The sequence below is a fragment of the Micromonospora reichwaldensis genome (assembly GCF_031845925.1).
In the GTDB taxonomy this organism is placed as follows: domain Bacteria; phylum Actinomycetota; class Actinomycetes; order Mycobacteriales; family Micromonosporaceae; genus Micromonospora; species Micromonospora reichwaldensis.
This window is the reverse complement of the sequence record NZ_JAVRFL010000009.1, coordinates 1-23,786: the sequence shown is the minus strand read 5'-3', so window position 1 is coordinate 23,786 and position 23,786 is coordinate 1. Positions and strand designations below refer to the sequence as shown.

Genomic DNA, 23,786 nt, shown 5'->3' with positions numbered 1-23,786 from the left:
CGGGCACCGCGCCAGGCCAGCGGCGGACGCCACGGTGCGACGCCCCGCCGGGGGTAGGCTGACCTGCGTGGATCACGAAGACCGCATCGCCCTCTTCCTCGACTACGAGAACCTCGCGCTGGGGGCCCGCGACCACCTCGGCGGCGTCGCCTTCGACTTCCGCCCCATCGCCGACGCCCTCGCCGAGCGCGGCCGGGTGGTGGTGCGCCGGGCGTACGCGGACTGGTCGTACTTCGACGAGGACCGGCGGATGCTCACGCGGTCGCACGTCGAGCTGATCGAGATTCCCCAGCGGATGGGGGCCTCGCGCAAGAACGCCGCCGACATCAAGATGGCCGTGGACGCGGTGGAGCTGGCCTTCGAGCGCGGGTACATCTCGACCTTCGTGATCTGCACCGGCGACAGCGACTTCACCCCGTTGGTCCACAAGCTCCGCGAGCTGAACAAGCGCGTCATCGGGGTGGGCGTGGAGAACTCGACCTCGGCGCTGCTGCCGCCCGCGTGCGACGAGTTCCTCTACTACGACCGGTTGGAGGGCGTCGACATCCCTCCCGCCCGGGTCCGGCGGGGCCGCCCGGCCCGCCTGCCCAGCCCCGACGTGCCGCGGGTGGAGCAGGAGCCCGAGCCCGAGCCGCAGCCGGCGGCCGAGGAGGCCGGCCGGGACGTCGACACGCTCGCCGTGTTCGTGGCACAGACCGTCGCCGGCCTCCAGGGCAGTTCGAGCGGCGAGGTCACGGCCTCGACGTTGAAGCGCACCCTGCTGCGCAAGGACCCGACGTTCAGCGAGTCCGACTACGGGTTCCGCACCTTCGGCGAGCTCATGCGGCACCTCGCCCAGCACAACGTGGTCGAGCTGGCGGAGGGACCCGCCAAGGGCGACCCCGAGGTCTCCCTGCCCGAGCACGGCGACCGGGAGGTGGCGTTCGGGCTGCTCGGCTCGGTGGTGTCGGACCTGGCCGGAGACGAGGGCGCGGTGGCCCTCTCCGGGCTGAAGAACCAGCTGCGCCGGGCGCGGCCCGACTTCAGCGAGAAGAAGCTGGGCTACCGCAGCTTCCTCCAGTTCTGCAAGGCGGCTGCCACCAGCGGCGTCGTCGACCTGCGGTGGAGCCCCGAGGCCGACGACTACCTGCTCACCCCCCGGGCCGCCTGAGCGGCTGCCGCCCGGCGGCGTCGTTGCGGGCGCTCCGTTTCGGCCTGCGTTTCCCACAAACACCAATTCCTCCTGAAGACGTTTAGCGCGGTCGCGGACCGGAGAAGTGCCGGTCGAGGCGGGCATCGGTGCCCGCCGATCGTCAGGAGGAAGACTTGATGACACGGATGGTGCGTGCTGTCGCGATCGCCGGGGCGCTCGCCCTGGCGGTCAGCGGATGCGGGGGCGTCGGCGGTGACGGCGACGAGGGCGGCGGTACGGCCACCACGGGCACACTGTCCACGATGGGCTTCGGCCTGTCCGACGAGATCGCGACCACACGCGTCGACGCGTTCAAGCGCGACAACCCGGGCGTCGAGCTGAAGATCGTCGAGGGAGCCTTCGACGAGCAGCAGTTCCTCTCCGCGGTCGCCTCCGGCAACCCGCCCGACCTGGTCTACATGGACCGCAAGCTGGTCGGCACGTACGCCAAGCGCGGCTCCGTCCAGCCGCTGACCGACTGCGTCGACAAGCAGGACGTCGACATGGGACAGTACCGGCCGGCCGCGAAGGACCAGGTCACCCTCGACGGCACCGTCTACGGCATCCCCGAGTTCTCCAGCGTCCGGGTGCTCTACCTCAACGAGGCGCTGCTGCGGCAGGCGGGCCTGACCGCCGCCGACGTCGACCTCGCGGACTGGGCCGGGCTGCCCGCGCTCAACGCCAAGCTGGCCACCGTCTCCGGCGGCCGGCTCTCCCGCATCGGCATCGACCCGAAGATCCCCGAGTTCCTGCCCCTGTGGGCCAGGGCCAACGGGGTCGACATCCTCTCCGCCGACGGCACGAAGGCCCACCTCGACGACCCGAAGGTGGCCGAGGCGCTCACCACCGGCGTGCGGCTGATCCAGGACCAGGGCGGCTGGGGCAAATTCAAGTCCTTCCGCGACACCTTCGACTTCTTCGGGGCGCAGAACCCGCTCGCGAAGAACCAGATCGTCGCCTGGCCCATGGAGGAGTGGTTCCTCAACCAGGCCGCCAAGAACAGCCCGAAGGCCGAACTGGTGGTCAAGCCGTTCGTCGACCGGCAGGGCAAGCCGCTGACCCTCTCCTCCGGGCAGGCCTGGGTGATCCCCAAGGGCGCGAAGAACCCGGACGCCGCGTGCGCCTTCGCCAAGAAGGTCACCGCCACCGACACCTGGGTCGCCGCCGCCAAGGCCCGCGCCGACGCGCGCAAGGCCGCCGGCCAGCCGTTCACCGGCGTCTACACGGGCAACGTCGCCGCCGACCAGAAGATCTTCGACGAGATCTACCAGCCGACCGGCAACAAGCGCTTCGACGACGCGGTGGCCACCATCCGCTCCGTGCAGGACGCCGCGTTCGCGATGCCGGCCTCGCCGGCCGGCGCCGAGTTCGACAAGGCCTGGACGGACGCGGTCAACCGGGTCCTCTCGGGTCAGGCGCAACCGGCGCAGGCCCTCGCCCGGGCCCAGCAGGAGGCGACCGCCGCCCTCGACAAGGCCTCGAAGTAGGCCCCGGGGGATGGCCGTCACCACCGTCCCCGCTCCCACGGGCCGGCGGCGCCGTACGCCGCTGGCCCGGCGGGAGGCGCGCTGGGCGTACCTCTTCCTGGCGCCGTGGATCGTCGGGTTCCTGGTCTTCAACGCCGGCCCGATGATCGCCAGCGCCTGGCTCAGCCTCACGGAGTACGACGCGATCAGCGCCCCCCGGTACACGGGCCTGGACAACTACCGGGAGCTGATGTCCGACCCGATGGTGGCGCGCAGCCTGGGCAACACCGTGTACTACACCGTCCTGCACGTGCCGCTGGTGATGGCGATCTCGCTGGGGCTGGCGCTGCTGCTCAAGCGGGTGGGACGGTTGCAGGGCTTCTTCCGTACCGTCTTCTACCTACCGGTGATGACCCCGGCGGTGGCCGTGGGCATCCTGTTCCTGCTCCTGCTCAACACCCAGGACGGCCTGATCAACCGCGGCCTCGCCCTGGTCGGGGTCGAGGGCCCGAGCTGGACCACCGACCCGGACTGGGTGATGCCCGGCATCGTCCTGATGAGCCTGTGGAGCCTCGGCTCCACCGTGATCATCTACCTGGCCGCCCTCCAGAACGTGCCGCGCGACCTGTACGAGGCGGCGAGCATCGACGGCGCCGGGGGCTGGGCGCGGTTCCGGCACGTGACGCTGCCGATGATCTCGGGCGCGCTGTTCTTCACGCTGATCGTCAACACCATCTCGTCGCTGCAGATGTTCACCGAGGTCTACACCATGTACTTCGGCAACCGGCAGACGCAGGGGTCGTTCAACAGCGACGCGGCGTCGTTCTACGTGATCCACCTGTTCCAGGAGGCGTTCCAGTTCCTGCACATGGGCTTCGCCTCGGCGATGGCCTGGCTGCTCTTCGTGATCATCCTGATCATCACGCTGGTGCAGGTGAAGCTCGGCAACCGGTTCGTCTACTACGAGGGGGACCGGTCGTGACCGCCACGGTCGAGCGGGCGGTCGCCGCGCCCGGGCCCGTGACCGCGCCGGGGGACGCCAGCCGCCGCGCGGCGGCCGAGGAGAGCGGGCGCCCGCTGTGGCAGCGGGTGCTGTTCGTGGTCGCGCTCGTCGGCGCCGCCGGGGTGTTCATGCTGCCGTTCGTCTGGCTGATCGGCGCCTCGCTGCGTCCCCGCGAGTACGTCTTCTCCGGCGGGTTCCTGCCCACTCCGTTCGCGCCGGGGAACTACGCCGACGCGTGGCAGGCGGTGCCGATGGTGACCTGGCTGGCCAACAGCGTGGTGGTCGGCACGGCGGCGGCGGTCGCGGTGACGCTGTCCAGCGCGTGGGTGGCGTTCGGCTTCGCGTACTTCCGGTTCCCGGGGCGCGACCTGCTGTTCGGTCTGGTGCTCGCGACGATGATGCTGCCGTTCGCGGTGACCATGATCCCGACGTACCTGATCTGGACGGAACTGCGGCTGACCGGCACCCAGGTGCCGCTGTGGGCGGGCAACCTGTTCGGCTCGGCGTTCTACATCTTCCTGCTGCGGCAGTTCCTGCTCTCGCTGCCCCGCGAGTATTTCGAGGCGGCCCGGGTCGACGGGGCGAGCTATCCGCAGCTGTTCTGGAAGCTGGCCTTCCCGCTGATCCGTCCCGCCCTGCTGGTGGCCTTCGTCTTCGAGTTCAAGGCGAGCTGGACGGACCTGATGAAGCCGCTGATCTACCTGCGCGACGAGGAGCTGTACACCCTCCCGCGCGGGCTCAAGGTGGTGCTGGACCGCTTCGGCTACGGCGGTGAGCAACAGTGGGAGGTCGTGCTCGCGGGCAGCGTCATCGCGACCGTGCCGATGCTCGTGCTGTTCTTCCTCGCCCAGCGGCACTTCGTCGAGGGCATCGCCACCACCGGCCGCAAGGGCTGACCCGCCGCGCCCGGCCCGGCCCGTCGCGCGGGCCGGGCCTCGGCGGGTCAGGGGACGGTCACGCCGTACGCGGCCAGGATCTCCATGATCGGCTGGTAGTAGGTGGTGCCGCCGCTGGTGCAGTTGCCGCTGCCACCGGAGAGGATGCCGAGGACGGTGCCGGTGCCGGCGGCGTAGAGCGGCCCGCCGCTGTCACCCGGCTCGGCGCAGATGTTGGTGCGGATCAGGCCGGCGACGCTGCCCTGGGCGTAGTTGACGGTCGCGTTGAGCCCGGTGACCGTGCCGCAGCGCACCCCCGTCGTGGAGCCGCTGCGACAGACCGCCTGGCCGATGTAGGCGTTGCCGGCGCCGTTGATGGTGAGCAGGCCGGGGTACGTGTAGACAGCGCTGGGGTGGGCGACCAGGCTCGTGTAGCGGACCAGCCCGTAGTCGTTGCCGGGGAAGCTGCTGCCCGCCCGGCTGCCGAGGACGGTGGTCTGCGCGCTGTTGGCGTACCAGGTCGTGCCGACGGCGGTGCAGTGGCCGGCGGTGACGAAGTAGTAGGTGGTGCCGCTGCGGACGTTGGCGCCGAGGGAGCACCGGCCGCCGCTGTAGATCGCCTGCCCGCCGGCGATGAGGATGCGCAGTTCGCCCGGCTCGTGCCGGAGCACCGCACCGGCCCGGGCGGCGGTCGCCCGCAGCGCGGCGACGTCCCGGGCGGAGACGGTGTCGTCGACGGTCAGGGTCATCCGGCCGGTGGCGGGGTCGAGCCCCCAGGCGGTGCCGGCGGTGCGGACCTGCGCGAGCGCGGCCGCGGCGCGGCCGGGGTCGTGGTCGGGGGCGACCTTGCCGTGGTCGGGGGCGGCGTGGGCGGGCGTCGGCAGGCCGAGCAGCAGCGCGGCGAGCAGGAGCAGGGCGGGCGGGAGACGACGCATCGAACCTCCATAGATTCGTTTCTGTCGATTCCCTACAGGATCCACCCCCGGCGTGACGCGGACAAGCGGCTCGTCGGGTCGACGACCCGTCCGCGGTCCGGCTACGGCAACGGGTGGGAGATGCCCCGGGCGTGGTCGGTGAGGGCCGCGCCGACCACGGTCGCCTCCAGCGGCAGCATCTCCAGGCAGCGACGCACGGCGGCGGCCATCAGGGCGTTCGGCACCCGCATCGACAAGGTGCAGTGCGGCACCCAACGCCCCGGCCGGTAGTGCTCGACCAGCCCGATCCCCGCCTCGGCCAGCCGCTCGTGCACCCGCGCGTGGTGCGTGAGCAGTTCGGCGGTGGGGGTCGGGCCCAGCCACAGCACCCGACCGACGAACTGCCCGGCGTGGTCGAAGCTCAGCCGCAGCGGCGCGGCCACCACCGTGCCGCGCAGCGCCGCCGCGACCCGCTCCGGATCGAAGCGGGTCGCGACGGCGAGTGAGACGTGTGGCCGGTGACGCTGCTCCAGCAGCGACCGCATGCTCTGCACGCCCTCGGACTCCAGCGCGTCCCAGAGCACCCGGATCCGCCGGGTGGCGTCGGTGTCCAGGTAGAGCTCCAGCGCCGCGACCACATGATCATTCTAGGGCCGCGGTGGTCACGGCACGACGACGGCCCGGCCCTCCAGCGTGCCGTCGCGCATCTTCCGGTACGCGACGACCGCCTCGTCCAGCGGGAAGGTGCTGGCCTTCGGCTTCACCAGGCCCCGGGCGCCCAGTTCGAGCACCTCGATGAGTTCCGGCCGGCTGCCCCAGTACGTGGTCTGGATGCTCACCTCGTACGGCACCGAGAAGAAGCCCACCGGCAGGGTGCCGCCGCCGATGCCGACGATGGTGAGGTCGCCGACGGTGCGGGCGGCGGCGGCGCCGAGCGCGAGGGTCGCATCGGCGCCGACGAAGTCCAGGACCACGTCGGCGCCCCGGCCGCCGGTAGCCTGGCGGATCTCCTGGGCGGTGTCCGCGCCGGAGAGCATGGCGAGGTCGGCGCCGCACTCCTCGCCGAGCTTCAGCGCCTCCTCGCGGGTGTCCACCGCGATCACCCGGGCCGCGGTGGTCGCCTTGAGGATCTGCACGCCGACGTGCCCGAGCCCACCCACCCCGATCACCACGGCGGTGCTGGTCGGGCCCAGCTTCGCCCAGGAGCGGCGGATCGCGTGGTACGGGGTGAGCCCCGCGTCGGTCAGCGGCGCCGCCAGCACCGGGTCGAGCCCGTCGGGCAGCGGTAGGACCTGCCGGGCCTGCGGCACCAGCATGTACTCGGCCATGCCCCCGTCGAGGCCGAGGCCGCCGCCCCCGCCGGGCACGGGCGCCTCGGCGACGTTCTCGCAGTACGGGTCGACGCCCACCCGGCAGCGTTCGCAGGTGCCGCAGCCCCACGGCCCGTAGACGGCCACCGGCTGGCCCACCGTCAGCCCGCTCACCCCGTCGCCGAGCGCGTGCACCCACCCGGCGTTCTCGTGGCCGAGGGTGAACGGCGGGTTCCAGGGCACCGCGCCGGCCTCGAAGTCGTGCATCAGGTGCAGGTCGGAGTGGCAGGCGCCGGCACCGCCGATCTTCACGACCACCTGACCCGGGCCCGGGGTCGGCTCGTCGACCTCGACTAGTTCGGGCTCCGACTTCCAGTTGGGCAATCGCAGCGCGCGCATGACGCCTCCTGTTCTCCCGCTTCCGGTCCGCCTGCCGGCTGCCCGTTCCGCGGGAGCCCAAACGGCCCGCCGGGACGCTCGGTCCGCCCCGTGGCGGTGAGCCGCCGCTGGCGTGGAGGTCAGGGCAGGGCCGTCGCGTCGGGCCGGGCGGCGTCCGGGGCCATCGAGGGGGCGTCGGGGGCCATCGAGGGGGCGTCCGGGGTGATGGAGTGGGCGTCCGGGCTGGTCGAGGGGGCGGCCGGCGCTCCGGCACGGCGGCCCAGGCCCCGGTCGACGGCGACGAAGAGCAGGCCCAGCAGCCAGAACGCGGCGGCGAAGAAGACCGCGCTGACGGCGACCCCCGCGTAGCCCAACTCGCCCGCGTCGATGAACGGGTACGGGTACTTGTCCACCACCAGCCCCCGCAGCAGCGCGAAGCCGAGGTATCCGAGGGGGAACGCCAGCCACCAGGCCGCGTAGCGCGGGCGGAGCCGGCCCCGGCGGTCGAACAGCGCCCAGTCCGCCACGGCCAGCAGGGGCACGACGGTGTGCAGGAACTGGTTGCCCAGCGCCTCGCCGAGCGTACGGTCGGCCTGCGGCATCGCGAACGGGCTGGCCGGGTTGGCCAACACCAGGTGGTAGACCACGCCGGTGATGGTGATGTAGAGGGTGACCGCGCCCTTGAGCGCCGAGGGCGGCTCGGGCCGGTCCTGCCGGGCCAGCCAGGCGGCGTACCCGGCGAAGAGCCCGACGGCGAGGTTGCTCTGGATCGTGAAGTAGGGCAGCAGGCCGGTGAGCGTGGCGGAACCGAGCGCGGTGAGCACGATCCCGGCCAGCACGCTGATCACGATCGCCAGGCGGAAGACCACCGCCGCGCGTCGACGCCGCAGACTCATCGGGGCAAGCTACCAGCCCCTCGAAGCCGAGGTCACCGGCCGACGGCACGCGGGCCACGCCGCCGTGGGAGGGGGCGCCGGCAGGGGCGGGCCACGCCGCCGGGGGGAGGGCGTGCCGGCAGGGACGCGCCCCCACCCGTCGGCCGCCGGTCAGCCCGCCTCGCCGGCGCTCAACCCGGCGGTTCGGCCGTCCGGGTCAGCCCGCCGCGCCGGCGCCCGGCGCGGCGGTGTGGCGCCCCCGCGCCGACGGGACCTGGACGGGGCCGGGCCGGGCCGGTCGTGCGGCCGTGGCCGACGGCGACGCCGTGGGAGACGGCGACGCCGTGGGCGGCCCGTCCCGCCGGCTCGGATCGGCTCCCGGTCGGCCGGTCGGCTCCGCTCCGGGTCGGCTGGTCGGGTCGGCCGGTCGGCCGGTCGGCTCGACTCCGGGACGGCCGGTCGGGTCCGCGCCGGGTCGGCCGGTCGGGGTGACTGTCGGCCCGCCGGAGGGGCTGCCGTGCGGGGCGGGGCTCTTCGGCTCGCCGGCCAGCACCCGCTCGCAGTAGCCGGCCACCTTCCCGTGGCCACCGGCGGCGCGGATCAGGTCACCGAAGGCGGCGGCGTCCGGGAGACCGCCGTCGCCGGCGTCCGCCCGGTAGGCCCGGCACCACTCCCGCACCGGCGCGTCCGGCTCCGGCCGACCGTCCACTCCGCCCGTCGGGGCGGACGGCGGATGGTGGGCCGTCGTGGGGGCGGCACCCGTGGTGGGGGCGGGTTCTTCAGCGGCGGTGGTGGGTGCCGGATCCCGCAGCGGGTGGGGCAGCGGCAGCGCGCCCCCGGTGGCGGCGAGAGCCACCCCGCCCGTGAGGGCGAGGGCGGCACCGGCCAGCGCGGCGCGTACGCCGAACCCCGCGAGGGCGGGACGGCGGCGCGGCTCCGGCCGGCCGGGCGGGTTGCCGGCCCGGGCCAGCCGGTAGGCCCGTACGGCCGTCTCCTCGCCGGCCAGTTCGTCGGCGTGGGGCGTGGCGCGGACCGCCGCCAACAGCGACGTGAGGGGCTGCGACCCGTCCTGCGGGTCGAGGACAGGGCCGTCGAGCAGCCGCTCCGCGGTTTCCTGGTCCATCCGGTGTGCGTTCATCTCGTGTCCCTCAGCGCCACGGGCCGTCGGGCCGTCACACGGGTCGGGGTGTGACGTCCGACAAGTGCCGGGCCGGGGGCGGGACGGGACCGACCGGGTCCGCGGGCCCGCCCATGATCGCTGGCGCCGTCGACCGCCTCGCGCAGGATGCCCGGACGCCGGGTTTCCGCCAGCGGTTGCCGATTCGTCCGGTGCGCGGTGCACTGAATCACATGGGTGTGATCAAGGTGGGCACGTCGTCCTGGGCGGACCAGATGCTGCTGCGCTCGGGCTGGTATCCCCGCGCGGCCACCACCCCGGCCGGTCGGCTCGACTTCTACGCCGGGCGCTTCCCGCTGGTCGAGGTGGACACCTCCTACTACGCGGTGCCCGTGCCGGAGACGACGCGAGGCTGGGTGGACGCCACGCCCGAGGGCTTCACCTTCGACGTCAAGGCGTTCAGCCTCTTCACCGGTCACCCGACACCGGTGGCGGCGCTGCCCCGCGACCTGCGCCCGGCCGGCGGCCCGAGCCGGATCCGCCGCCGGGACCTCCCCGCGGCCGCGTACGACGAGCTGTGGGACCGGTTCCGGGCGGCGCTGGACCCGATCGCGGCGGCCGGCCGGCTCGGCGCGGTCCTGCTCCAGTTTCCGCCGTGGCTGGCCCGTGGGGCCGCCGCCGAGCGGCGCATCGCCGAGCTGGCGGAGCGGTGCCAGCCGTGGCGGGTCGCCGTCGAGCTGCGCCACGCGTCCTGGTTCGACGGCACCGCCGCGCTGGACACGCTCGGGTTCCTGCGGGAGCGCGGGCTGTCGTTCGTCTGCGTCGACATGCCGCAGGGGCACGCCTCGTCGGTGCCGCCCATCCTGTTCGCCACGGCGGAGCTGGCGGTCGTCCGGTTCCACGGACACAGCACCGCCTGGGAGACGGGGGACAAGCAGGAGAAGTTCCGTTACGCGTACGGCGACGAGGAACTGCGCCGCTGGTCGGAACTCCTGGTCGAGCTGGCCGGGCAGGCGGGGGAGCTGCACGCGCTGTTCAACAACTGCTGCGGCGACCAGGCCCAGCGTGACGCCGCCCGACTCGCGGAACTGCTCGGGGTCCGCCCGGCGGGACGCGACCGGGCGGGAGCCGGTTCGCCCTCCTGAGCACGCGCCGGCCCCACCCGGGATCGTCGGCGTGGCGGCCAGGTTTCCCCGCCGGCCGCCCGGGTACCGGCGGGGGCGTGAGCGACGGAAGGGGACGCGGTGATGGGTGAGCAGCGGCAGGAGCACCTCGAAGAGGCGACGCCCGGCGTACCGGGGGACGCGGCGGCGCGCGAGACCCGGGAGGCGCAGGAGGCGCACGGCGGCAGCATGGCGCCCGCTCTGGTGGACGACACCGGTCACCCGGTGGCGGCGGACCCGGCCGAGGTCGCCGGAGAGGACACCGCCGGCGGCTGACCCCGTCGCGCGAGGCCCAATTCCGTGGACCGGGCCGGTGCCCTCGGGCATGATCGCCGGATGGCGGCAACCTCCCGTGCGCTCCTGCGCTGGCAGTTCGACCTGACGTGGTCGCTGTTCGAGTACCACCTCGAGCGCCTCGACGCGGCGGACTTCCTCTGGGAACCGGCCGAGCACTGCTGGACGGTGCGTCGCGACCCCGCCGGCGGCTGGACACCCGACTGGGCCGACACCGAACCCGACCCCGTGCCGGTTCCGACGATCGGCTGGCTGTCCTGGCACATCGGCTGGTGGTGGACGGTGACCATGGACCATCTCGGGGGACGGCCACCGCGCCAGCGCACCGACGTGCGCTGGCCGGGCGCGGGCGAGCCGACGGTCGCCTGGCTGCGGGGCCTGCGCGCCGAGTGGCTGGGGCACCTCGACCGGCTCACCGACGCCGACCTCGACGGCACCGCGCCGTTCCCGTGGCAGGACGACCCGGGCCACACCGTGGCGCACATGCTCGCCTGGGCCAACGCCGAGCTGATGAAGAACGTGGCCGAGATCGGTCAGCTCCGGCTGCTGCGGGCGGCGGGGCACGCCTGACCGCCGGGCCTTCCGGCGGGGGCGGTCCCGTCCGCGCAGCGCGGCGTCCAGGTCGAGGAGCCACGCCTCGTGCAGTCCCGTGCCGGGGCGTGCCGGTCAGGAACGTCGGCCCCTGGTCCGCAGCGCGTCCTCCGTCCGCTCCTCGACGTCGGCGGCGTCGGGGAAGGACCGTCGGGCCGGCGCCGGGTCGGGCGGCGCGCCGGGGCCCGCCGGCCGCGTGGGCGTCGGTTCGACCGGGCCGAAGCCGTGCCGCCCGGCCGGGCCGGACGGTCCCGCCGGCTCGTCCGCCCGCCGCTCACCGCGCCGCCCCTCCGGCACGGCGGTCTCCTCGCTGCCCTCGTTCATGGGGTCGTGCTCACCGACGCCCCACGGCGGCTCCATGTCGATGCCGTCCCTGGTCACCCAGGGCGTGGTCGCCTCCGGTGGGCGTCGGCCCCCGCCGCGTTCCTCTCCTGCCGTCATGACCACCTCGCTGTTCGGTCCGCCGGTACCGGCCCCGAGTGCCCGTCACCGGGGCGGTCATGCCTCGTCGGCGCCCCGGGGCTGCGGTGCCGGCGGGTGGGGACGCGCGCAGCGGCGCCCCGCCGCCGAGGAGTCGGCGGGACGCCGTCCGGCGGCACGTCGGTCAGCAGCGGCCGGACTTCGCCATCCGCTTCTGCCTGGCCCCGCCCATCGCCATGAGCGCGCCCATCCCCTTCGGGGCGTTCCGCATGCCGCCGACGCGTCCGAGCATTCCCCGGAACACCTCGCCGGGCTTCTGCTGCTCGCCCATGTACGCGGTCATCACGATGAGCGCCCCGGTCATCGCCGGGATCGCCCACTGGAGCATCCGCATCTGCCGCTGGCACGACGCCACGTTCGACGGCGTGTGCGAGTTCGGCTCGGTGACCCCCTCGACCGCCGGCCCGCCGGCCTTCTCCAGCTTCATGCCGAGCAGTCGGCTGTAGCCGGTCACCGCGAGCGCGCCGACCGTCAACGCCGTCTTCAGCGTGCTGGCCCGGGCCACCCCCGACTGGGCGGCCACCCGGGGGCTCTCCGTCACCAGTTCCCCGACGGCCCCCGCCAGGTGGGCGCCGATCGCCGCGGCGTTCACCGGGGTCCACCGGGCCCAGCCGGCCGAGGCCATCGGCAACCGCTGGGTCGAGTCGTTCATCTGTGCCGCCGCGCCGTTGACGCCGAACGCTCCCATCAGGGAGCCCCCGAACCAGGCCGCCAGGCCCAGGTCGTGCATCGAACGCAGTGCGGTGTGCCGTTCGGACATCTGATCCCCTTCCACCGTGTCGGGCGGTGCGGCATACCCGCCGCCCGGCCGGCTAATCCCGCCCGTGACCTGCCGATACGCCGCGGTGGCGCAGATACCGGTCGCGTCCCGCCAGGTCAGCGGGCCGGCAGGTCGGCGGCGAAGCGGGCCACCCGGGCCGCCAGCGGGGCGCTCGCGCGTACCCAGGTGAAGTGGTCCATCCGGGCGCCGGCCTGCGCCGGCGTGTAGCGCTCGCGCGCGACGGGCGCCGCGGCCAGCTTCGCGCACAGGTGGTCGACGGTCTCGTGCGGGGTGTACTGGTCGTCGTCGACGCTGACCGCGAGGACGGGGGTCCGCAGCGCCCGCACGGCCGCTTCGGCGTCCACCCCGTCGAGGTGCGGGAAGCGCCCGGTCCGCGCGGTGTACGCCCAGTCCCGGATGACCCCGCGCGCCTGCCGGCCGCCGAAGCCCCAGCCCGGCCAGACGCCGAGCAGCCGGGCGGTCGCCGCGATCCCCTGGGTGTACGGCAGGACGCCGTATCCGCGCAGGCCCGGGTAGCTGCGCCACCACGGTACGCCGACGGCGACCAGCGCCAGCCCGTCGACGTCGTGGTCGCCGTGCAGGGCGAGGTGCAGCAGCGCCGCCTGCCCGCCGAGGGAGTGCCCGAGCAGCAGCGTCCTGCGCCCGTCCCGCCGGGACTTGAGCGCCGCCAGTGCGGCGCCGACGTCGGCGGCCAGTTCCGGGTAGCCGTACCGGCAGGCGCGGCCCGGCTTCGGGGTGCTCTCCCCGGTGCCGCGCAGGTCGGCCACCGCCACGGCCAGGCCGGCGGCGCGCAGCGCGGCGGCAAACGGCCGGTAGTAGCGCGCCCGGACGCCCATCGCGGGCGTGATCAGCACCAGCGGAGCGTCGGCGACGCCCTCCGGATCCGGATACACCTGTAGCCCGATGCGGGCCCCGTCGACCTCGACGAACTCCTGCCGGTATTCCCCCGTCGCGTTCACCGGCCCAGGCTACGGCCCGAGGCTACCGACGGGTAACCGTGGGGTGGTGGGCGTCACGCCCCCCGGGCGTCGACCGGGGGCCGCCCACCACCACCCTGCGCTACGCCACCGCCGGAGCGGGCCGGCCGACCGTGCTGACCGTGGCGTAGACCGTGCTCAGCTGCTCGGCGCAGCGCTTCCACGAGTACCGGTTGCGGATCCGGTCCAGTGCCGCCGTCGCGTACGCGAAGCGGCGGACCTTGTCGGCGAGCAGCCGGCGGACCGCGGTGCCGAGGGCCCGGGGGTCCCGGGGTGGCACGAGGTCGCCGGTCAGGCCGTCGACCACGGTGTCGGCGATCCCGCCGACGTTCGTGCCGACGACCGGTACGCCGCACGCCATGCCCTCCAGCGGGGTGAGCCCGAACGGCTCGTACCAGGGGGCGGCCACCAGCAGGTCCGCCGAGCGGTACCACGGGGCCAGCTCCTCCCGGGGCAGCCCGCCCAGCAGCTTCACCCGGTCGGCGACCCCGCAGGACTCGGCGAGCGCGCGGAGCCGGCGGGCGAAGCCGTCCGCGGGGAGCAACTCCGCCGGCGGGCCGCCGACCACCACGCACTCGGCGTCCGGCACGGCCGGCAGCGCCCGGATGACGTCCTGGATGCCCTTGCGCTCCACCAGCCGGCCGACGGTGATGATCCGGGGGCGGGCCGGGTCGCGCGGGGCGACGGGCCCGTCGGGACGGAACAGCTCCTGGTCGACCCCGGCGGGGACCAGCGTCATCCGGGACCGGGGCACGCCGAGGCGGACCAGCTCGCCGACCTCGTCCTGGCACTGCACGATGATCCGGTCGGCGGCCCGCCCCAGGGCCCGCTCGTAGCCCACCCGGCCCGGTGGGCTGGTGTCCCGGGCGCCCTGCAACCGCCGCTTCACCGAGCCGAGGCTGTGGTACGTCAGCACCACTGGCACCCCGGTGCGCCGGCCGGCGTGCAGGGTGGCCAGCCCGCTCGTCCAGAAGTGGGCGTGCGCCACGTCCGGCGCCCAGCCGCCGTCGCGCCACTGACCGGCCAGCCAGCGCCCGAACTCGCCCAGGTGCGGCAGCAGCTCGTCCCTCGGCACCCGCAGCGCCGGACCGGCCGGCACCTGGCACACCCGGTAGCCGTCCGGGGTGACGACGGAGTCGGGCGGGACGGTGGAGTCCCGGCGGGTGTAGACGCGGACGTCGTGTCCCTCGCCGGCCAGCGCGGCGGCGAGCTCCGCCACGTGCGTGTGCTGACCGCCGGACTCCTCCACCCCTCCGACGGCGAGCGGACTGGCGTGCTCCGAGATCATCGCGATACGCATGTGCTTCCTCCATCGGCCGGCCCGTCGGCGGGGACCCGGTCGAGCCCCGGGGCGTCTCCTCGCCGCCTGGCGGACCCCGCCGCTGGAGTCCCTACCCTCGGCCTCCCCTCCTAACCGCCGCCTGCCCGGCTCGTCCTGACGGAACGTCCGTCGGGTGTGGAGAGGCCGGCGGGCGGCGGGGCGAACCGCCCCACCGCCCGTGACCGGCCGGTCGCAGCCGGTCAGGACCGGTCGTCGTGGAGCATGCCCGGACCGAAGACCTCGTAGGCGATCCGCTCCACCGGCACCCCCCGGCGCAGCAGGCCGCCCCGGACGGTGTTCATGAACGGCAGCGGCCCGCAGAGGTGCACGTGGGCGTCGGGGGAGAGCGGGATCAACGCCGGGTCGACCCGGCCCGGGATGACCTCGGCGGTCACCCCGGCCAGTTCGCCGTCGGTGAGGTCCTCGTACCAGAGGGCGGTGCGCAGGTTGGGCAGCGCGGCGTGCAGGCGCGGCAGTTCGCCGCGGAACGCGTGCGCCGCGCCGGCCCGGTCGGCGTGCACCAGCACCACCGGGCGCTGCGGCTCGGTGGCGGCCAGGTGCTCCAGGGCGGCCATCGCCGGGGTCAGGCCGATGCCCGCGCTGACCAGCAGCAGCGGGCCCTCCCCGGCCACCGCGCTGACCTCGCCGAACGCCGGGCTGAGCCGGAGGACGTCGTCGACGCCCACGCGCTCGTGCAGGAAGGTGGAGACCATGCCGTCGGGGGCGTCGCCGACACCGCGTACGCGCTTGACGGTGATCCGCCAGTGGTCGGCGCCGGGACGGCCGGAGAGGCTGTACTGCCGGATCTGCTGTCCGCGCCCGCCGTCGAGGTCGACGGCGACCGAGGTGTACTGGCCCGGGACGAAGGTGGGCACCGGGCCGCCGTCGGCCGGGACCAGGGTGAACGACACGACGTCCAGCGCCTCGGTGGCCCGGGCGACGACCCGCCAGTCCCGCCAGACCGGCTCGCCCTCGGCCAGCCCGGCCACGGTGTAGAGGCGGGCCTCCCGGGCGATCAGCTCGCAGGCCAGCAGCCAGTAGACCTCGTCCCAGGCCGCCGCGACCTCGTCGGTGACGGCGTCGCCGAGCACCTCGCCGACGGCGGCGAGCAGGTGCCGGCCGACGATCGTGTACTGGGTGGCGGTGATGCCGAGCGAGGCGTGCTTGTGCGCGATGCGGTCCAGGATCGGCCCCCACGGTGCGTGGCTGCCGCCGGTCAGGTGCTCCGCGTACGCGACCACGGCGGCGGCGAGGGCGGCCTTCTGGGTGCCGGTGGCCTGGTTGCTGCGGTTGAAGATGTTCAGCAGTTCGGGGTGCGCGTCGAACATCCGCTGGTAGAACCGGCCGGTGATCGCCTCGCCGTGCGCCTGCACGGCGGGCAGGGTCGCCGTCACCACTGCTGCTGAGGACTCCGAGAGCACGACTGTCTCCTTCTGGGCTGAACCGCTCGGGCCCCGACAGCAAAACAGGTATTCGAAATACCTCTTCAGGGCCGAAGGTCCCGGGTCGAGGGTCGTCCGGATCACACCCGGGGCCCGGTCGGCCGTGGTGGGCGGTCGACGGCGCTGGCTAGGGTCGAGGCGTGAAGCTCAACCGGTCCACCGACATGGCGCTGCGCATCGCCATGCTGGCCGCCGCGAACCCGCGACGGATGACCGTGGACGAGCTGTCCGACCAGCTCGACCTGCCCCGCAACCACGTCGCCAAGGTGGTGCAGCGGTTGCAGCGGCTCGGGGTGCTGGTCACCATCCGGGGCCGTTCCGGCGGGGTGGCCTTCGCCGAGGACGGCGGGAACGCCACGGTCGGGCACGTGGTCCGGGCCTTCGAGGGCGACGACGAGGTGGTGTCCTGCGACGAGCCGGCCTGCTCGCTGCGCGCGGCCTGCCGGCTGCGGGGCGAACTGCGCCGCGCCCGCGACGCCTTCCTCGCCGTGCTGGACGACGTGACCCTCGGCGAGCTCGTCGCCGGGCCGACCGGCCCGGCGCTGCTCGCCCTCGGCCTGCCCCGCCCCCGGTCGGCGCCGTCCGAAGGGTTGCCCGGGCGCGACGCGACGCCGTCCGGGAGGCCGCCGGGGCGCGACGCGTCGCCCTCCGCGACCGTGCCGGGCCCGCCGGAGCCCCACGCGCCGCCGTCGCCTGTCGGGCCCGCCGGAGCCCGGCCGGCCGTACCCGGTCCGGTCTGAGGAGTGACGATGCCCGCCAACGAGGTCTCCCACCCGGTCTTCGCCCGGGTGTTCCAGCGGGCGAGCGTGGCGATGGACCGCGCCGGCGCGGCCGCTCACCGGCGCCGCCTCGTCGCCGGCCTCGCGGGCCGGGTGGTCGAGGTCGGCGCCGGCAACGGCCGCACCTTCGCGCACTACCCGGGCACCGTCGAGCGGGTGCTGGCGGTGGAGCCGGAGCCCCGGCTCCGGGCGGCGGCCCGGGAGGCGGCGGGCGCGGCCCCCGTACCCGTCGAGGTGGTCGACGGCCTCGCCGAGGCGCTGCCGGCGCCCGACGGCGACGCCGACGCGGTGGTGCTCTCCCTGGTCCTCTGCTCGGTGGCCGACCAGGCCGCCGCGCTGCGCGAGGCCCGCCGGGTGCTGCGGCCCGGTGGGCAGGTGCGCTTCTTCGAGCACGTACGCGCGCAGAGTCCCGGCCTGCGCCGCGTGCAGCGGTTGGCCGACGCGACCGTCTGGCCGTTGCTCTGCGGCGGCTGCCACACGGGCCGCGACACGGTGGCCGCGATCCGGGCGGCGGGCTTCACCGTCACCGAGCTGGACGCGTTCCGCTTTCCCGACAGCCGACTCCCGGCCCCGGCCGCCCCGCACGTGCTCGGCGTGGCCACCCGCGACTGATCCATCCTCGCCCGTGACCGCGCCGGTCGTCCGTGACCGAGCCGGCTGTCGGTGGCCGCGCCGGTGGTCCGTGGCCGGGGCGATCGGCCGTGGCCGTGGCCTTGGCCGCGCCGGTGGTCCGTGGCCGTCGGACCGGTGCCACTCACGGTTGCCGCGTTGGTCCGTTCCGGGCCCGGACGTGGCGGAACCCCGCGCCGGGCGGCACGGGGTTCCGGGACGGGGTCGCGGTCAGGAGACCGTGATCGAGCCGTCCCCGGCGCGGACGCAGGCCACGGAACGCGCACCGGTGGTGGCCGCGCCCGTCAGGCACTGCCCGAGCACCTGGTGGCCGGCGGCGTTCGGGTGCCACGACTCCTGGCAGGTCTGGAAGTAGCTCACGCAGGTGTTCGCGATCCGCTGGATGGCGATCTTGTCCTTGCCGGAGAGGCTGGTGACGAAGACGCCGTTGGGCGGGCTGTCCTGCAGCCGGATCGGGGTGGCCAGGGTGCCGGCCGGGCTGGTTCCCGACTCGCAGAGCCGGGCGCCGTCGAAGGCCCGCTGCACGTTGAGGTAGACCAGGTCCGCGCCGGGGAACTCGGCGGCCAGGGTGTCCCGGGTGGACTTCACCAGGGTGCCCAGCCCCTGCGAGAAGCGGTGCCCCGGCAGCAGGCTGGCCCGGTGGATCGGGCAGCCGGCCGCGTACCGCTCGGCACCCAGCGCGCGGAACTTGTCCCGGGTGTCGTCACGGCTGTCCTCCTCGTGGAAGCGCGCCTCGAGGTCGAACGGCAGCGGGTTGGTGTAGTCCTGCAGGACGATCCGGTGCTGACCGTCGGCGTCGATCTCGCGCAGCGTGGTGAGAAGCTGGCGTACGGCCGAGGTGGTCTCCGCGGTCGCGGCGCTCCACTGGGCGGCGGTGGCCAGGTCGGCGTCGGTGCAGGGCTTCTGCTCCACCGGCCCGCCCAGGTAGGCCCAGAACTCCCACCAGCCGGTCCAGGCGTCGGCGATGAACCGGTTGGCGCACTTCTCCGCGACGTTGCCGAAGGTGAACGAGCTGTTGTTCGAGCCGAGCCCGAGCAGCACCAGGTCGATGTCGTGGGTCCGGCCGACCGCGCGGAGCTGGTCGAGCTGGGCGGCCACCTGGCGGCCGTTGGCCCGGGCCGAGGAGGCGGCGGCGATGTCGTGCGGCTGCCCGCCGGAGCAGGCGAGGTTGAACCGGTCCTGGATGCCCGGCAGGTTGGCCCGGTGCAGTGAGGCGTTCGCCGAGCGGTGGCAGAAGAACGCGTTGTTGTTCGCGGCGGTCCAGCCCGGGAAGCCCTGGGCGACCCCGTTGGCGTCGGCCACCGGGGTGTACGCCCCGGCGCCCTCGCCGCTGATGAAGCTGTCGCCGAGCGCCACCGCGGCGGTGGGCGGGGCCGCCGAGGCCGGGGCGCTCAGCCCGACGGCGGTCGACAGGGTGGCGGTGGCGACGGCGAGCGCCGCCGCGAGTGCGGTACGACGGAACCTGGACATGTCGTCCCCTAACTGTCCATCGAAACGTGAAAGATCCTCCGAGGGCGCGATCAGATCACTCCGGCACGACGGGCGTCAATGGCCCGTAACAAGATCTTTCCGAGAGGGACACACTCGCCCTGGCCGCGGCCCCGCGGGCGTCGGCGGTCGGAGCGCCGCTCCGGGGCGTCCGCCGCGTGGGGGAAGGCCGGCCACCGCATCGTTGTTGTCCGGGTGGAACGCCCGCGACCGGCCCCGCACCCAAACCGGTCACGGTGGCTCCGACACGTCGGAACCGGACGGAACGCGTTACCCTGCCGCCCGGGCCCGACCCACGACGAGGCGCGTGCCTCGCTGCGGGGCGCCGTCGTCCTGTCGCATCTCCCGGTTAGGCTCGCTGCGGCGCGCCGGCCGGCCGACGACGTCGGACGCGGCACCACATCGCCGAGACCTGGGAGTACGACCAGTTGACCGCAGAGCCTGAGACCCTGTATGGGGCCGACGACCTCACGCACCTCGAGGGGCTGGACGCCGTCCGCAAGCGGCCCGGCATGTACATCGGCTCCACCGACAGCCGTGGCGTGGGTCACCTCGTCAACGAGATCCTCGACAACTCGACGGACGAGGGCGTCGCCGGCCACGCCACGAAGGTGGAGGTGACGCTGCACGCCGACGGCTCGGTCCAGGTCGACGACGACGGTCGGGGCATCCCCACCGACGTGCACGCGAAGTCCGGCATCTCCGGCGTCGAGCTGGTGCTCACCCGGCTGCACGCGGGCGGCAAGTTCGGCGGCTCCGGCTACAAGACCTCCGGCGGTCTGCACGGCGTGGGCGCCTCGGCGGTCAACGCGCTGTCCCGCCGGTTCGACGTCACCGTCCGCCGGGGCGGCAAGGTCCACGCGATGTCGTTCCGGCACGGCGTGCCGGGGATCTTCGACGGCGACGGCCCCGACGCCGCGTTCACCCCGGGCCCCGGGCTCCAGATCGTCGGCGCGATGAAGCGCGGCCAGCGCACCGGCACCTCGATCCGCTGGTGGCACGACGCACGCTACTTCGAGACCGGCGCCGGCCTGGACGCCGAGGCCGTGCGGATGAAGCTGCGCAACACGGCGTTCCTGGTGCCGGGCGTGAGCTACACGCTGCGCGACCACACCGGCGAGGAGCCGACCGAGGAGAGCTTCCACTACCCCGACGGCCTGACGGACATGGTGGAGTTCCTCGCCCCGGCCGGCGACCGGCCCGTCTCCGGCATGCTGATGGTCACCGGCGAGGGCACCTACCGGGAGAACGCCGCCGACGCCAACGGGGTCATGCAGTCCAACGTGCAGCGTCGGGCCGAGGTCGAGGTGGCCTTCCGCTGGGGCACGGGCTACGAGCGCACCGTCGAGTGCTTCACCAACACCATCCGCAACGCGCACGGCGGCACCCACCGCAAGGGCTTCGAGCGGGGCCTGGCGCGTACCCTCGCCGACGCCGTCCGCAACACCCGTGGCCTGCTCAAGGCCAAGGAGGACCCGCCGACCCTCGACGACGTCCTGGAGGGCATGACCGCGGTCGTGCACGTCCGGATCCCGGAGCCCCAGTTCACCTCGCAGACCAAGGACGAGCTCTCCACCGCCGGCATCACGAAGGTGATCCAGGGGCTGGTCGAGCAGCACCTGAAGGCGTGGCTGGAGGACCGCCGGACCAAGGCCGAGGCGCGTACGGTCCTGCAGAAGATCGTCGACGCGGCGCGCGTACGGCTGACCCAGAAGCAGCAGAAGGACGCCGCCCGGCGCAAGACCGCCCTGGAGGGCGCGTCGATGCCGCCGAAGCTGGTCGACTGCCGCGCGGCGGGCATCGCGCGCAGTGAGCTGTTCATCGTGGAGGGGGACAGCGCACTCGGGACAGGGCGACTTGCCCGATCTGCCGAATATCAGGCGCTTCTTCCGATCCGGGGCAAGATCCTCAACGTGCAGAAGGCCAACCTCCAGCAGGTGCTGGACAACGCCGAGTGCGCCGCCATCGTGCAGGTGCTCGGTGCCGGCTCCGGCCGCACGTTCGACCTGTCCGCCATGCGCTACGGCCGGGTGCTGATCATGGCGGACGCCGACGTCGACGGCGCGCACATCCGCACCCTGCTGATCACGCTCTTCGCCCGCTACATGCGACCGCTGATCGAGGCCGGCCGGCTCTACGCGGCGATGCCGCCCCTGCACAAGATCACCACCAGGGGGCGCAACCCGCAGACGATCTACACCTACACCCAGGCCGAGATGGAGGCCACGGTCCGCAAGCTGGAGAAGGCCGGCAAGCAGATCGTCACCCCGATCCCGCGGTTCAAGGGCCTGGGCGAGATGGACGCCGACGAGCTGTGGGAGACGACGATGAACCCGGCCACCCGGGCCGTGCGCCGGATCACCCTCGACGACGTCGACGCCGCCGAGCGGATCCTCGAACTGCTCATGGGGGAGAAGGTCGAGCCGCGCCGCAACTGGCTGATCGACTCCGCCGACCGGGTCGACCGCGAGGCGATCGACGCATGAGCACCACCCGCCGAGAGGGAAGCTGAACGATGGCACGCCGCAAGGACGACCGCGCCAAGGTGGACCTGTCCGCCTTCGACCAGGCCGGCGCGCGGGTCTTCGACAACCCGCTGGTCACCGAGGTCTCCGACTCCTACCTGGAGTACGCCTTCTCGGTGATCCACTCCCGGGCCCTGCCCGACGCCCGCGACGGCCTCAAGCCGGTGCACCGGCGCATCCTGTGGTCGATGCACGAGCAGGGGCACCGCCCCGACCGGGGGCACGTGAAGTCCGCGCGCATCGTCGGCGACGTGATGGGCAAGTACCACCCGCACGGCGACACCGCGATCTACGACGCGATGGTCCGCCTGGCCCAGGGCTTCTCCCTGAACGCGCCACTAATCGACGGGCACGGAAATTTTGGGAGCCCGGACGACGGGCCGGCGGCCTCGAGATACACCGAGGCGCGGATGTCGCGCGAGGCGATGCTGCTCGTCGGCGAGCTGGGCGAGGACACGGTCGACGTCGAGCCCAACTACGACGGCTCGCTGACCCAGCCCACCGTGCTGCCCGCCGCGTTCCCCAACCTGCTGGTCAACGGCGCGTCGGGGATCGCGGTCGGCATGGCGACCAACATGATCCCGCACAACCTCGGCGAGGTGGTCTCCGCCGCCCGCTGGCTGATCAACCACCCCGACGCCACCCTCGACAAGCTCATGGAGTTCGTCCCCGGTCCGGACCTGCCCACCGGTGGGCTCCTGCTCGGGCTCGACGAGGTGCGTCGGGCCTACGAGACCGGGCGCGGGGTGGTCCGGATGCGGGGCAAGGTCGAGATCGGCCCGCTGGAGGGCAGCCGGGGACGGCAGGCGATCACCGTCGTGGAGCTGCCGTACGGCGTCGGCGCCGAGAAGGTCATCGCGGCCATCACCAACGAGGTCAACAAGACCAAGCGGCTCACCGGCATCGCCGACGTCAAGGACCTCACCGACCGGGAGAGCGGCACCCGCCTGGTCGTCGAGTGCAAGGTCGGCGTCAACCCGCAGGCGCTGCTCGCCGACCTCTACCGGCTCACCCCGCTGGAGCAGTCGTTCGGCGTCAACAACCTGGTGCTGGTCGACGGGCAGCCGCAGACCCTCGGGCTGAAGGCGCTGCTGGAGGTCTTCCTGGCCCACCGCTACGAGGTGGTGACCCGGCGCAGCTCGTACCGCCGGCGCAAACGCCAGGAGCGGCTGCACCTGGTCGACGGCCTGCTGATCGCGCTGCTCGACATCGACAGGGTGGTCAAGCTCATCCGGGCCAGCGAGGACGCCCAGGCCGCCAAGGACGGCCTGATGCAGAAGTTCAGGCTCTCCGACATCCAGGCCACCTACATCCTGGACACTCCGCTGCGCCGGCTGACCAAGTACGACCGGATCGAGCTGGAGGCCGAGCAGGAGAAGCTCCGCAAGGAGATCGCCGAGCTCTCCACCATCCTCGACGACCCGAAGGTGCTGAAGAAGGTCGTCTCCGACGAGCTGGCGGCGGTGGTGAAGCAGTTCGGCGCGGCGCGGCGCACCACGCTCGTCGACGGTGACCTCAAGGAGGTGCTGGCCGCGTCCGCGCCGGCCGGCCCGCTGGAGGTCGCCGACGACCCCTGCCAGGTGATCCTCTCCGCGACCGGGCTGGTCGCCCGGACGGCGGCAGAGTCGGAGGAGGCGTCCGAGGGTCGCCGGCGGCACGGCCGGACCAAGCACGATGCCGTACGCGCCGTCGTGCACTCCACCGCCCGGGGGAAGGTGCTGCTGGTGACCAGCGCCGGCCGCGCGTTCAAGGTCGACGTGCTGCCGCTGCCGGTGCTGCCGGAGCAGGCCGGGACGGTGTCGCTGCGCGGTGGGATGGCCGCCGCCGAGCTGGTGCCGCTGGAACCGGGGGAGACCGTGGTCGGGCTGGCGCCGCTCGGGCCGACGGCCGAGGGCTCCCCGGGCCTCGCCCTGGGCACCCGGCAGGGCGTGGTCAAGGTCTGCGCGCCGGAGTGGCCCGTGCGCTCCGACGAGTTCGAGGTGATCGGCCTGCGGGAGGGCGACGAGGTGGTCGGGGCGACCTGGCTCACCGACGGCGCGGAGACGCTCACCTTCGTCACCTCGGAGGCGTCGTTGCTGCGGCTCTCCGACATCCAGGCCACCTACATCCTGGACACTCCGCTGCGCCGGCTGACCAAGTACGACCGGATCGAGCTGGAGGCCGAGCAGGAGAAGCTCCGCAAGGAGATCGCCGAGCTCTCCACCAT

The 23,786-nt window shown here is 73.8% G+C and carries 22 protein-coding genes; 11 read left to right on the top strand and 11 right to left on the bottom strand.

The window, feature by feature from the left end; all coding sequences use genetic code 11:
- Nucleotides 1–67: 67 nt before the first annotated feature.
- From RM555_RS09480 to RM555_RS09465, 4 genes are all read left to right on the top strand, one after another.
- On the top strand, nt 68–1,150 hold the full coding sequence (locus tag RM555_RS09480; RefSeq protein WP_311411392.1) for an NYN domain-containing protein: 1,083 nt from the start codon (nt 68–70) through the stop codon (nt 1,148–1,150).
- A 158-nt stretch (nt 1,151–1,308) separates the two neighbouring features.
- Complete coding sequence (locus RM555_RS09475; RefSeq protein WP_311411391.1) at nt 1,309–2,658, top strand: extracellular solute-binding protein; 1,350 nt, start codon at nt 1,309–1,311, stop codon at nt 2,656–2,658.
- Nucleotides 2,659–2,668: 10 nt separating this feature from the next.
- Entirely contained in the window at nt 2,669–3,619 is a 951-nt protein-coding gene (locus RM555_RS09470) for a carbohydrate ABC transporter permease (protein ID WP_311411390.1), read from the top strand.
- Nucleotides 3,616–4,536 (top strand): carbohydrate ABC transporter permease, encoded by a 921-nt coding sequence (locus RM555_RS09465; protein WP_311411389.1) that lies wholly within the window; start codon nt 3,616–3,618, stop codon nt 4,534–4,536. Before RM555_RS09470 ends, RM555_RS09465 begins: the two co-directional genes overlap by 4 nt.
- Nucleotides 4,537–4,583: 47 nt before the next feature.
- Here the strand turns inward: RM555_RS09465 and RM555_RS09460 are convergent, their stop codons facing one another.
- The 5 genes from RM555_RS09460 to RM555_RS09440 form a co-directional block, all read right to left on the bottom strand.
- Nucleotides 4,584–5,450, bottom strand: coding sequence for a S1 family peptidase (locus RM555_RS09460; RefSeq protein WP_311411388.1), 867 nt, complete (start codon nt 5,448–5,450; stop codon nt 4,584–4,586).
- A gap of 101 nt (nt 5,451–5,551) precedes the next feature.
- The gene (locus tag RM555_RS09455; protein WP_311411387.1) at nt 5,552–6,067 is read right to left on the bottom strand and encodes a 2'-5' RNA ligase family protein; all 516 of its coding nucleotides are present in this window, start codon (nt 6,065–6,067) and stop codon (nt 5,552–5,554) included.
- Nucleotides 6,068–6,091: 24 nt separating this feature from the next.
- Entirely contained in the window at nt 6,092–7,138 is a 1,047-nt protein-coding gene (locus RM555_RS09450) for an NAD(P)-dependent alcohol dehydrogenase (RefSeq protein ID WP_311411386.1), read from the bottom strand.
- A gap of 119 nt (nt 7,139–7,257) precedes the next feature.
- Nucleotides 7,258–8,013 (bottom strand): Pr6Pr family membrane protein, encoded by a 756-nt coding sequence (locus RM555_RS09445; protein WP_311411385.1) that lies wholly within the window; start codon nt 8,011–8,013, stop codon nt 7,258–7,260.
- Between the two features lie 196 nt (nt 8,014–8,209).
- On the bottom strand, nt 8,210–9,130 hold the full coding sequence (locus RM555_RS09440; RefSeq protein WP_311411384.1) for a hypothetical protein: 921 nt from the start codon (nt 9,128–9,130) through the stop codon (nt 8,210–8,212).
- A 212-nt stretch (nt 9,131–9,342) separates the two neighbouring features.
- On the opposite strand from RM555_RS09440, the gene RM555_RS09435 reads away from it, so the two are divergent.
- The 3 genes from RM555_RS09435 (at nt 9,343) to RM555_RS09425 (ending at nt 11,136) form a co-directional block, all read left to right on the top strand.
- Nucleotides 9,343–10,254: a DUF72 domain-containing protein gene (locus RM555_RS09435; protein ID WP_311411383.1), complete on the top strand. Its 912-nt coding sequence runs from the start codon at nt 9,343–9,345 to the stop codon at nt 10,252–10,254.
- A 102-nt stretch (nt 10,255–10,356) separates the two neighbouring features.
- Entirely contained in the window at nt 10,357–10,548 is a 192-nt protein-coding gene (locus RM555_RS09430) for a hypothetical protein (protein WP_311411382.1), read from the top strand.
- 60 nt (nt 10,549–10,608) lie between these two features.
- The gene (locus RM555_RS09425) at nt 10,609–11,136 is read left to right on the top strand and encodes a DinB family protein (RefSeq protein WP_311411381.1); all 528 of its coding nucleotides are present in this window, start codon (nt 10,609–10,611) and stop codon (nt 11,134–11,136) included.
- 96 nt (nt 11,137–11,232) lie between these two features.
- Here the strand turns inward: RM555_RS09425 and RM555_RS09420 are convergent, their stop codons facing one another.
- The 5 genes from RM555_RS09420 to RM555_RS09400 all read right to left on the bottom strand — a co-directional run bounded on the left by RM555_RS09420 (nt 11,233) and on the right by RM555_RS09400 (nt 16,185).
- On the bottom strand, nt 11,233–11,598 hold the full coding sequence (locus tag RM555_RS09420) for a hypothetical protein (protein ID WP_311411380.1): 366 nt from the start codon (nt 11,596–11,598) through the stop codon (nt 11,233–11,235).
- A 163-nt stretch (nt 11,599–11,761) separates the two neighbouring features.
- Nucleotides 11,762–12,397 carry a hypothetical protein gene (locus RM555_RS09415; RefSeq protein WP_311411379.1) on the bottom strand — a complete coding sequence of 212 codons (636 nt, stop codon included), beginning with the start codon at nt 12,395–12,397 and terminating at the stop codon, nt 11,762–11,764.
- 116 nt (nt 12,398–12,513) lie between these two features.
- Nucleotides 12,514–13,377, bottom strand: a complete 864-nt coding sequence (locus RM555_RS09410; protein WP_311411378.1) for an alpha/beta hydrolase family protein — start codon at nt 13,375–13,377, stop codon at nt 12,514–12,516.
- A gap of 100 nt (nt 13,378–13,477) precedes the next feature.
- Nucleotides 13,478–14,695 (bottom strand): glycosyltransferase, encoded by a 1,218-nt coding sequence (locus RM555_RS09405; protein ID WP_151455859.1) that lies wholly within the window; start codon nt 14,693–14,695, stop codon nt 13,478–13,480.
- Between the two features lie 221 nt (nt 14,696–14,916).
- Nucleotides 14,917–16,185 carry a globin domain-containing protein gene (locus RM555_RS09400; RefSeq protein WP_396888725.1) on the bottom strand — a complete coding sequence of 423 codons (1,269 nt, stop codon included), beginning with the start codon at nt 16,183–16,185 and terminating at the stop codon, nt 14,917–14,919.
- Nucleotides 16,186–16,298: 113 nt separating this feature from the next.
- On the opposite strand from RM555_RS09400, the gene RM555_RS09395 reads away from it, so the two are divergent.
- Complete coding sequence (locus tag RM555_RS09395) at nt 16,299–16,898, top strand: RrF2 family transcriptional regulator (RefSeq protein ID WP_311411376.1); 600 nt, start codon at nt 16,299–16,301, stop codon at nt 16,896–16,898.
- A 9-nt stretch (nt 16,899–16,907) separates the two neighbouring features.
- On the top strand, nt 16,908–17,549 hold the full coding sequence (locus RM555_RS09390; RefSeq protein ID WP_311411375.1) for a class I SAM-dependent methyltransferase: 642 nt from the start codon (nt 16,908–16,910) through the stop codon (nt 17,547–17,549).
- A gap of 228 nt (nt 17,550–17,777) precedes the next feature.
- Here RM555_RS09390 and RM555_RS09385 read toward each other — a convergent pair whose 3' ends face one another.
- Nucleotides 17,778–19,037, bottom strand: a complete 1,260-nt coding sequence (locus RM555_RS09385) for an SGNH/GDSL hydrolase family protein (RefSeq protein WP_311411374.1) — start codon at nt 19,035–19,037, stop codon at nt 17,778–17,780.
- Between the two features lie 446 nt (nt 19,038–19,483).
- On the opposite strand from RM555_RS09385, the gene RM555_RS09380 reads away from it, so the two are divergent.
- Entirely contained in the window at nt 19,484–21,541 is a 2,058-nt protein-coding gene (locus RM555_RS09380) for a DNA gyrase/topoisomerase IV subunit B (protein ID WP_311411373.1), read from the top strand.
- A 29-nt stretch (nt 21,542–21,570) separates the two neighbouring features.
- Nucleotides 21,571–23,786 (top strand): DNA topoisomerase IV subunit A (locus RM555_RS09375; protein ID WP_311411372.1); only part of this gene is annotated, 2,216 nt, incomplete at its 3' end.

Excerpts from the sequence above, each read along its gene's own strand:
- RM555_RS09475 (WP_311411391.1), top strand. The coding sequence starts at position 1,309 with ATGACACGGATGGTGCGTGCTGTCGCGATCGCCGGGGCGCTCGCCCTG.
- RM555_RS09470 (WP_311411390.1), top strand. The coding sequence starts at position 2,669 with ATGGCCGTCACCACCGTCCCCGCTCCCACGGGCCGGCGGCGCCGTACG.
- RM555_RS09460 (WP_311411388.1), bottom strand. The coding sequence starts at position 5,450 with ATGCGTCGTCTCCCGCCCGCCCTGCTCCTGCTCGCCGCGCTGCTGCTC.
- RM555_RS09450 (WP_311411386.1), bottom strand. The coding sequence starts at position 7,138 with ATGCGCGCGCTGCGATTGCCCAACTGGAAGTCGGAGCCCGAACTAGTC.
- RM555_RS09445 (WP_311411385.1), bottom strand. The coding sequence starts at position 8,013 with ATGAGTCTGCGGCGTCGACGCGCGGCGGTGGTCTTCCGCCTGGCGATC.
- RM555_RS09440 (WP_311411384.1), bottom strand. The coding sequence starts at position 9,130 with ATGAACGCACACCGGATGGACCAGGAAACCGCGGAGCGGCTGCTCGAC.
- RM555_RS09435 (WP_311411383.1), top strand. The coding sequence starts at position 9,343 with ATGGGTGTGATCAAGGTGGGCACGTCGTCCTGGGCGGACCAGATGCTG.
- RM555_RS09430 (WP_311411382.1), top strand. The coding sequence starts at position 10,357 with ATGGGTGAGCAGCGGCAGGAGCACCTCGAAGAGGCGACGCCCGGCGTA.
- RM555_RS09425 (WP_311411381.1), top strand. The coding sequence starts at position 10,609 with ATGGCGGCAACCTCCCGTGCGCTCCTGCGCTGGCAGTTCGACCTGACG.
- RM555_RS09420 (WP_311411380.1), bottom strand. The coding sequence starts at position 11,598 with ATGACGGCAGGAGAGGAACGCGGCGGGGGCCGACGCCCACCGGAGGCG.
- RM555_RS09415 (WP_311411379.1), bottom strand. The coding sequence starts at position 12,397 with ATGTCCGAACGGCACACCGCACTGCGTTCGATGCACGACCTGGGCCTG.
- RM555_RS09405 (WP_151455859.1), bottom strand. The coding sequence starts at position 14,695 with ATGCGTATCGCGATGATCTCGGAGCACGCCAGTCCGCTCGCCGTCGGA.
- RM555_RS09390 (WP_311411375.1), top strand. The coding sequence starts at position 16,908 with ATGCCCGCCAACGAGGTCTCCCACCCGGTCTTCGCCCGGGTGTTCCAG.
- RM555_RS09385 (WP_311411374.1), bottom strand. The coding sequence starts at position 19,037 with ATGTCCAGGTTCCGTCGTACCGCACTCGCGGCGGCGCTCGCCGTCGCC.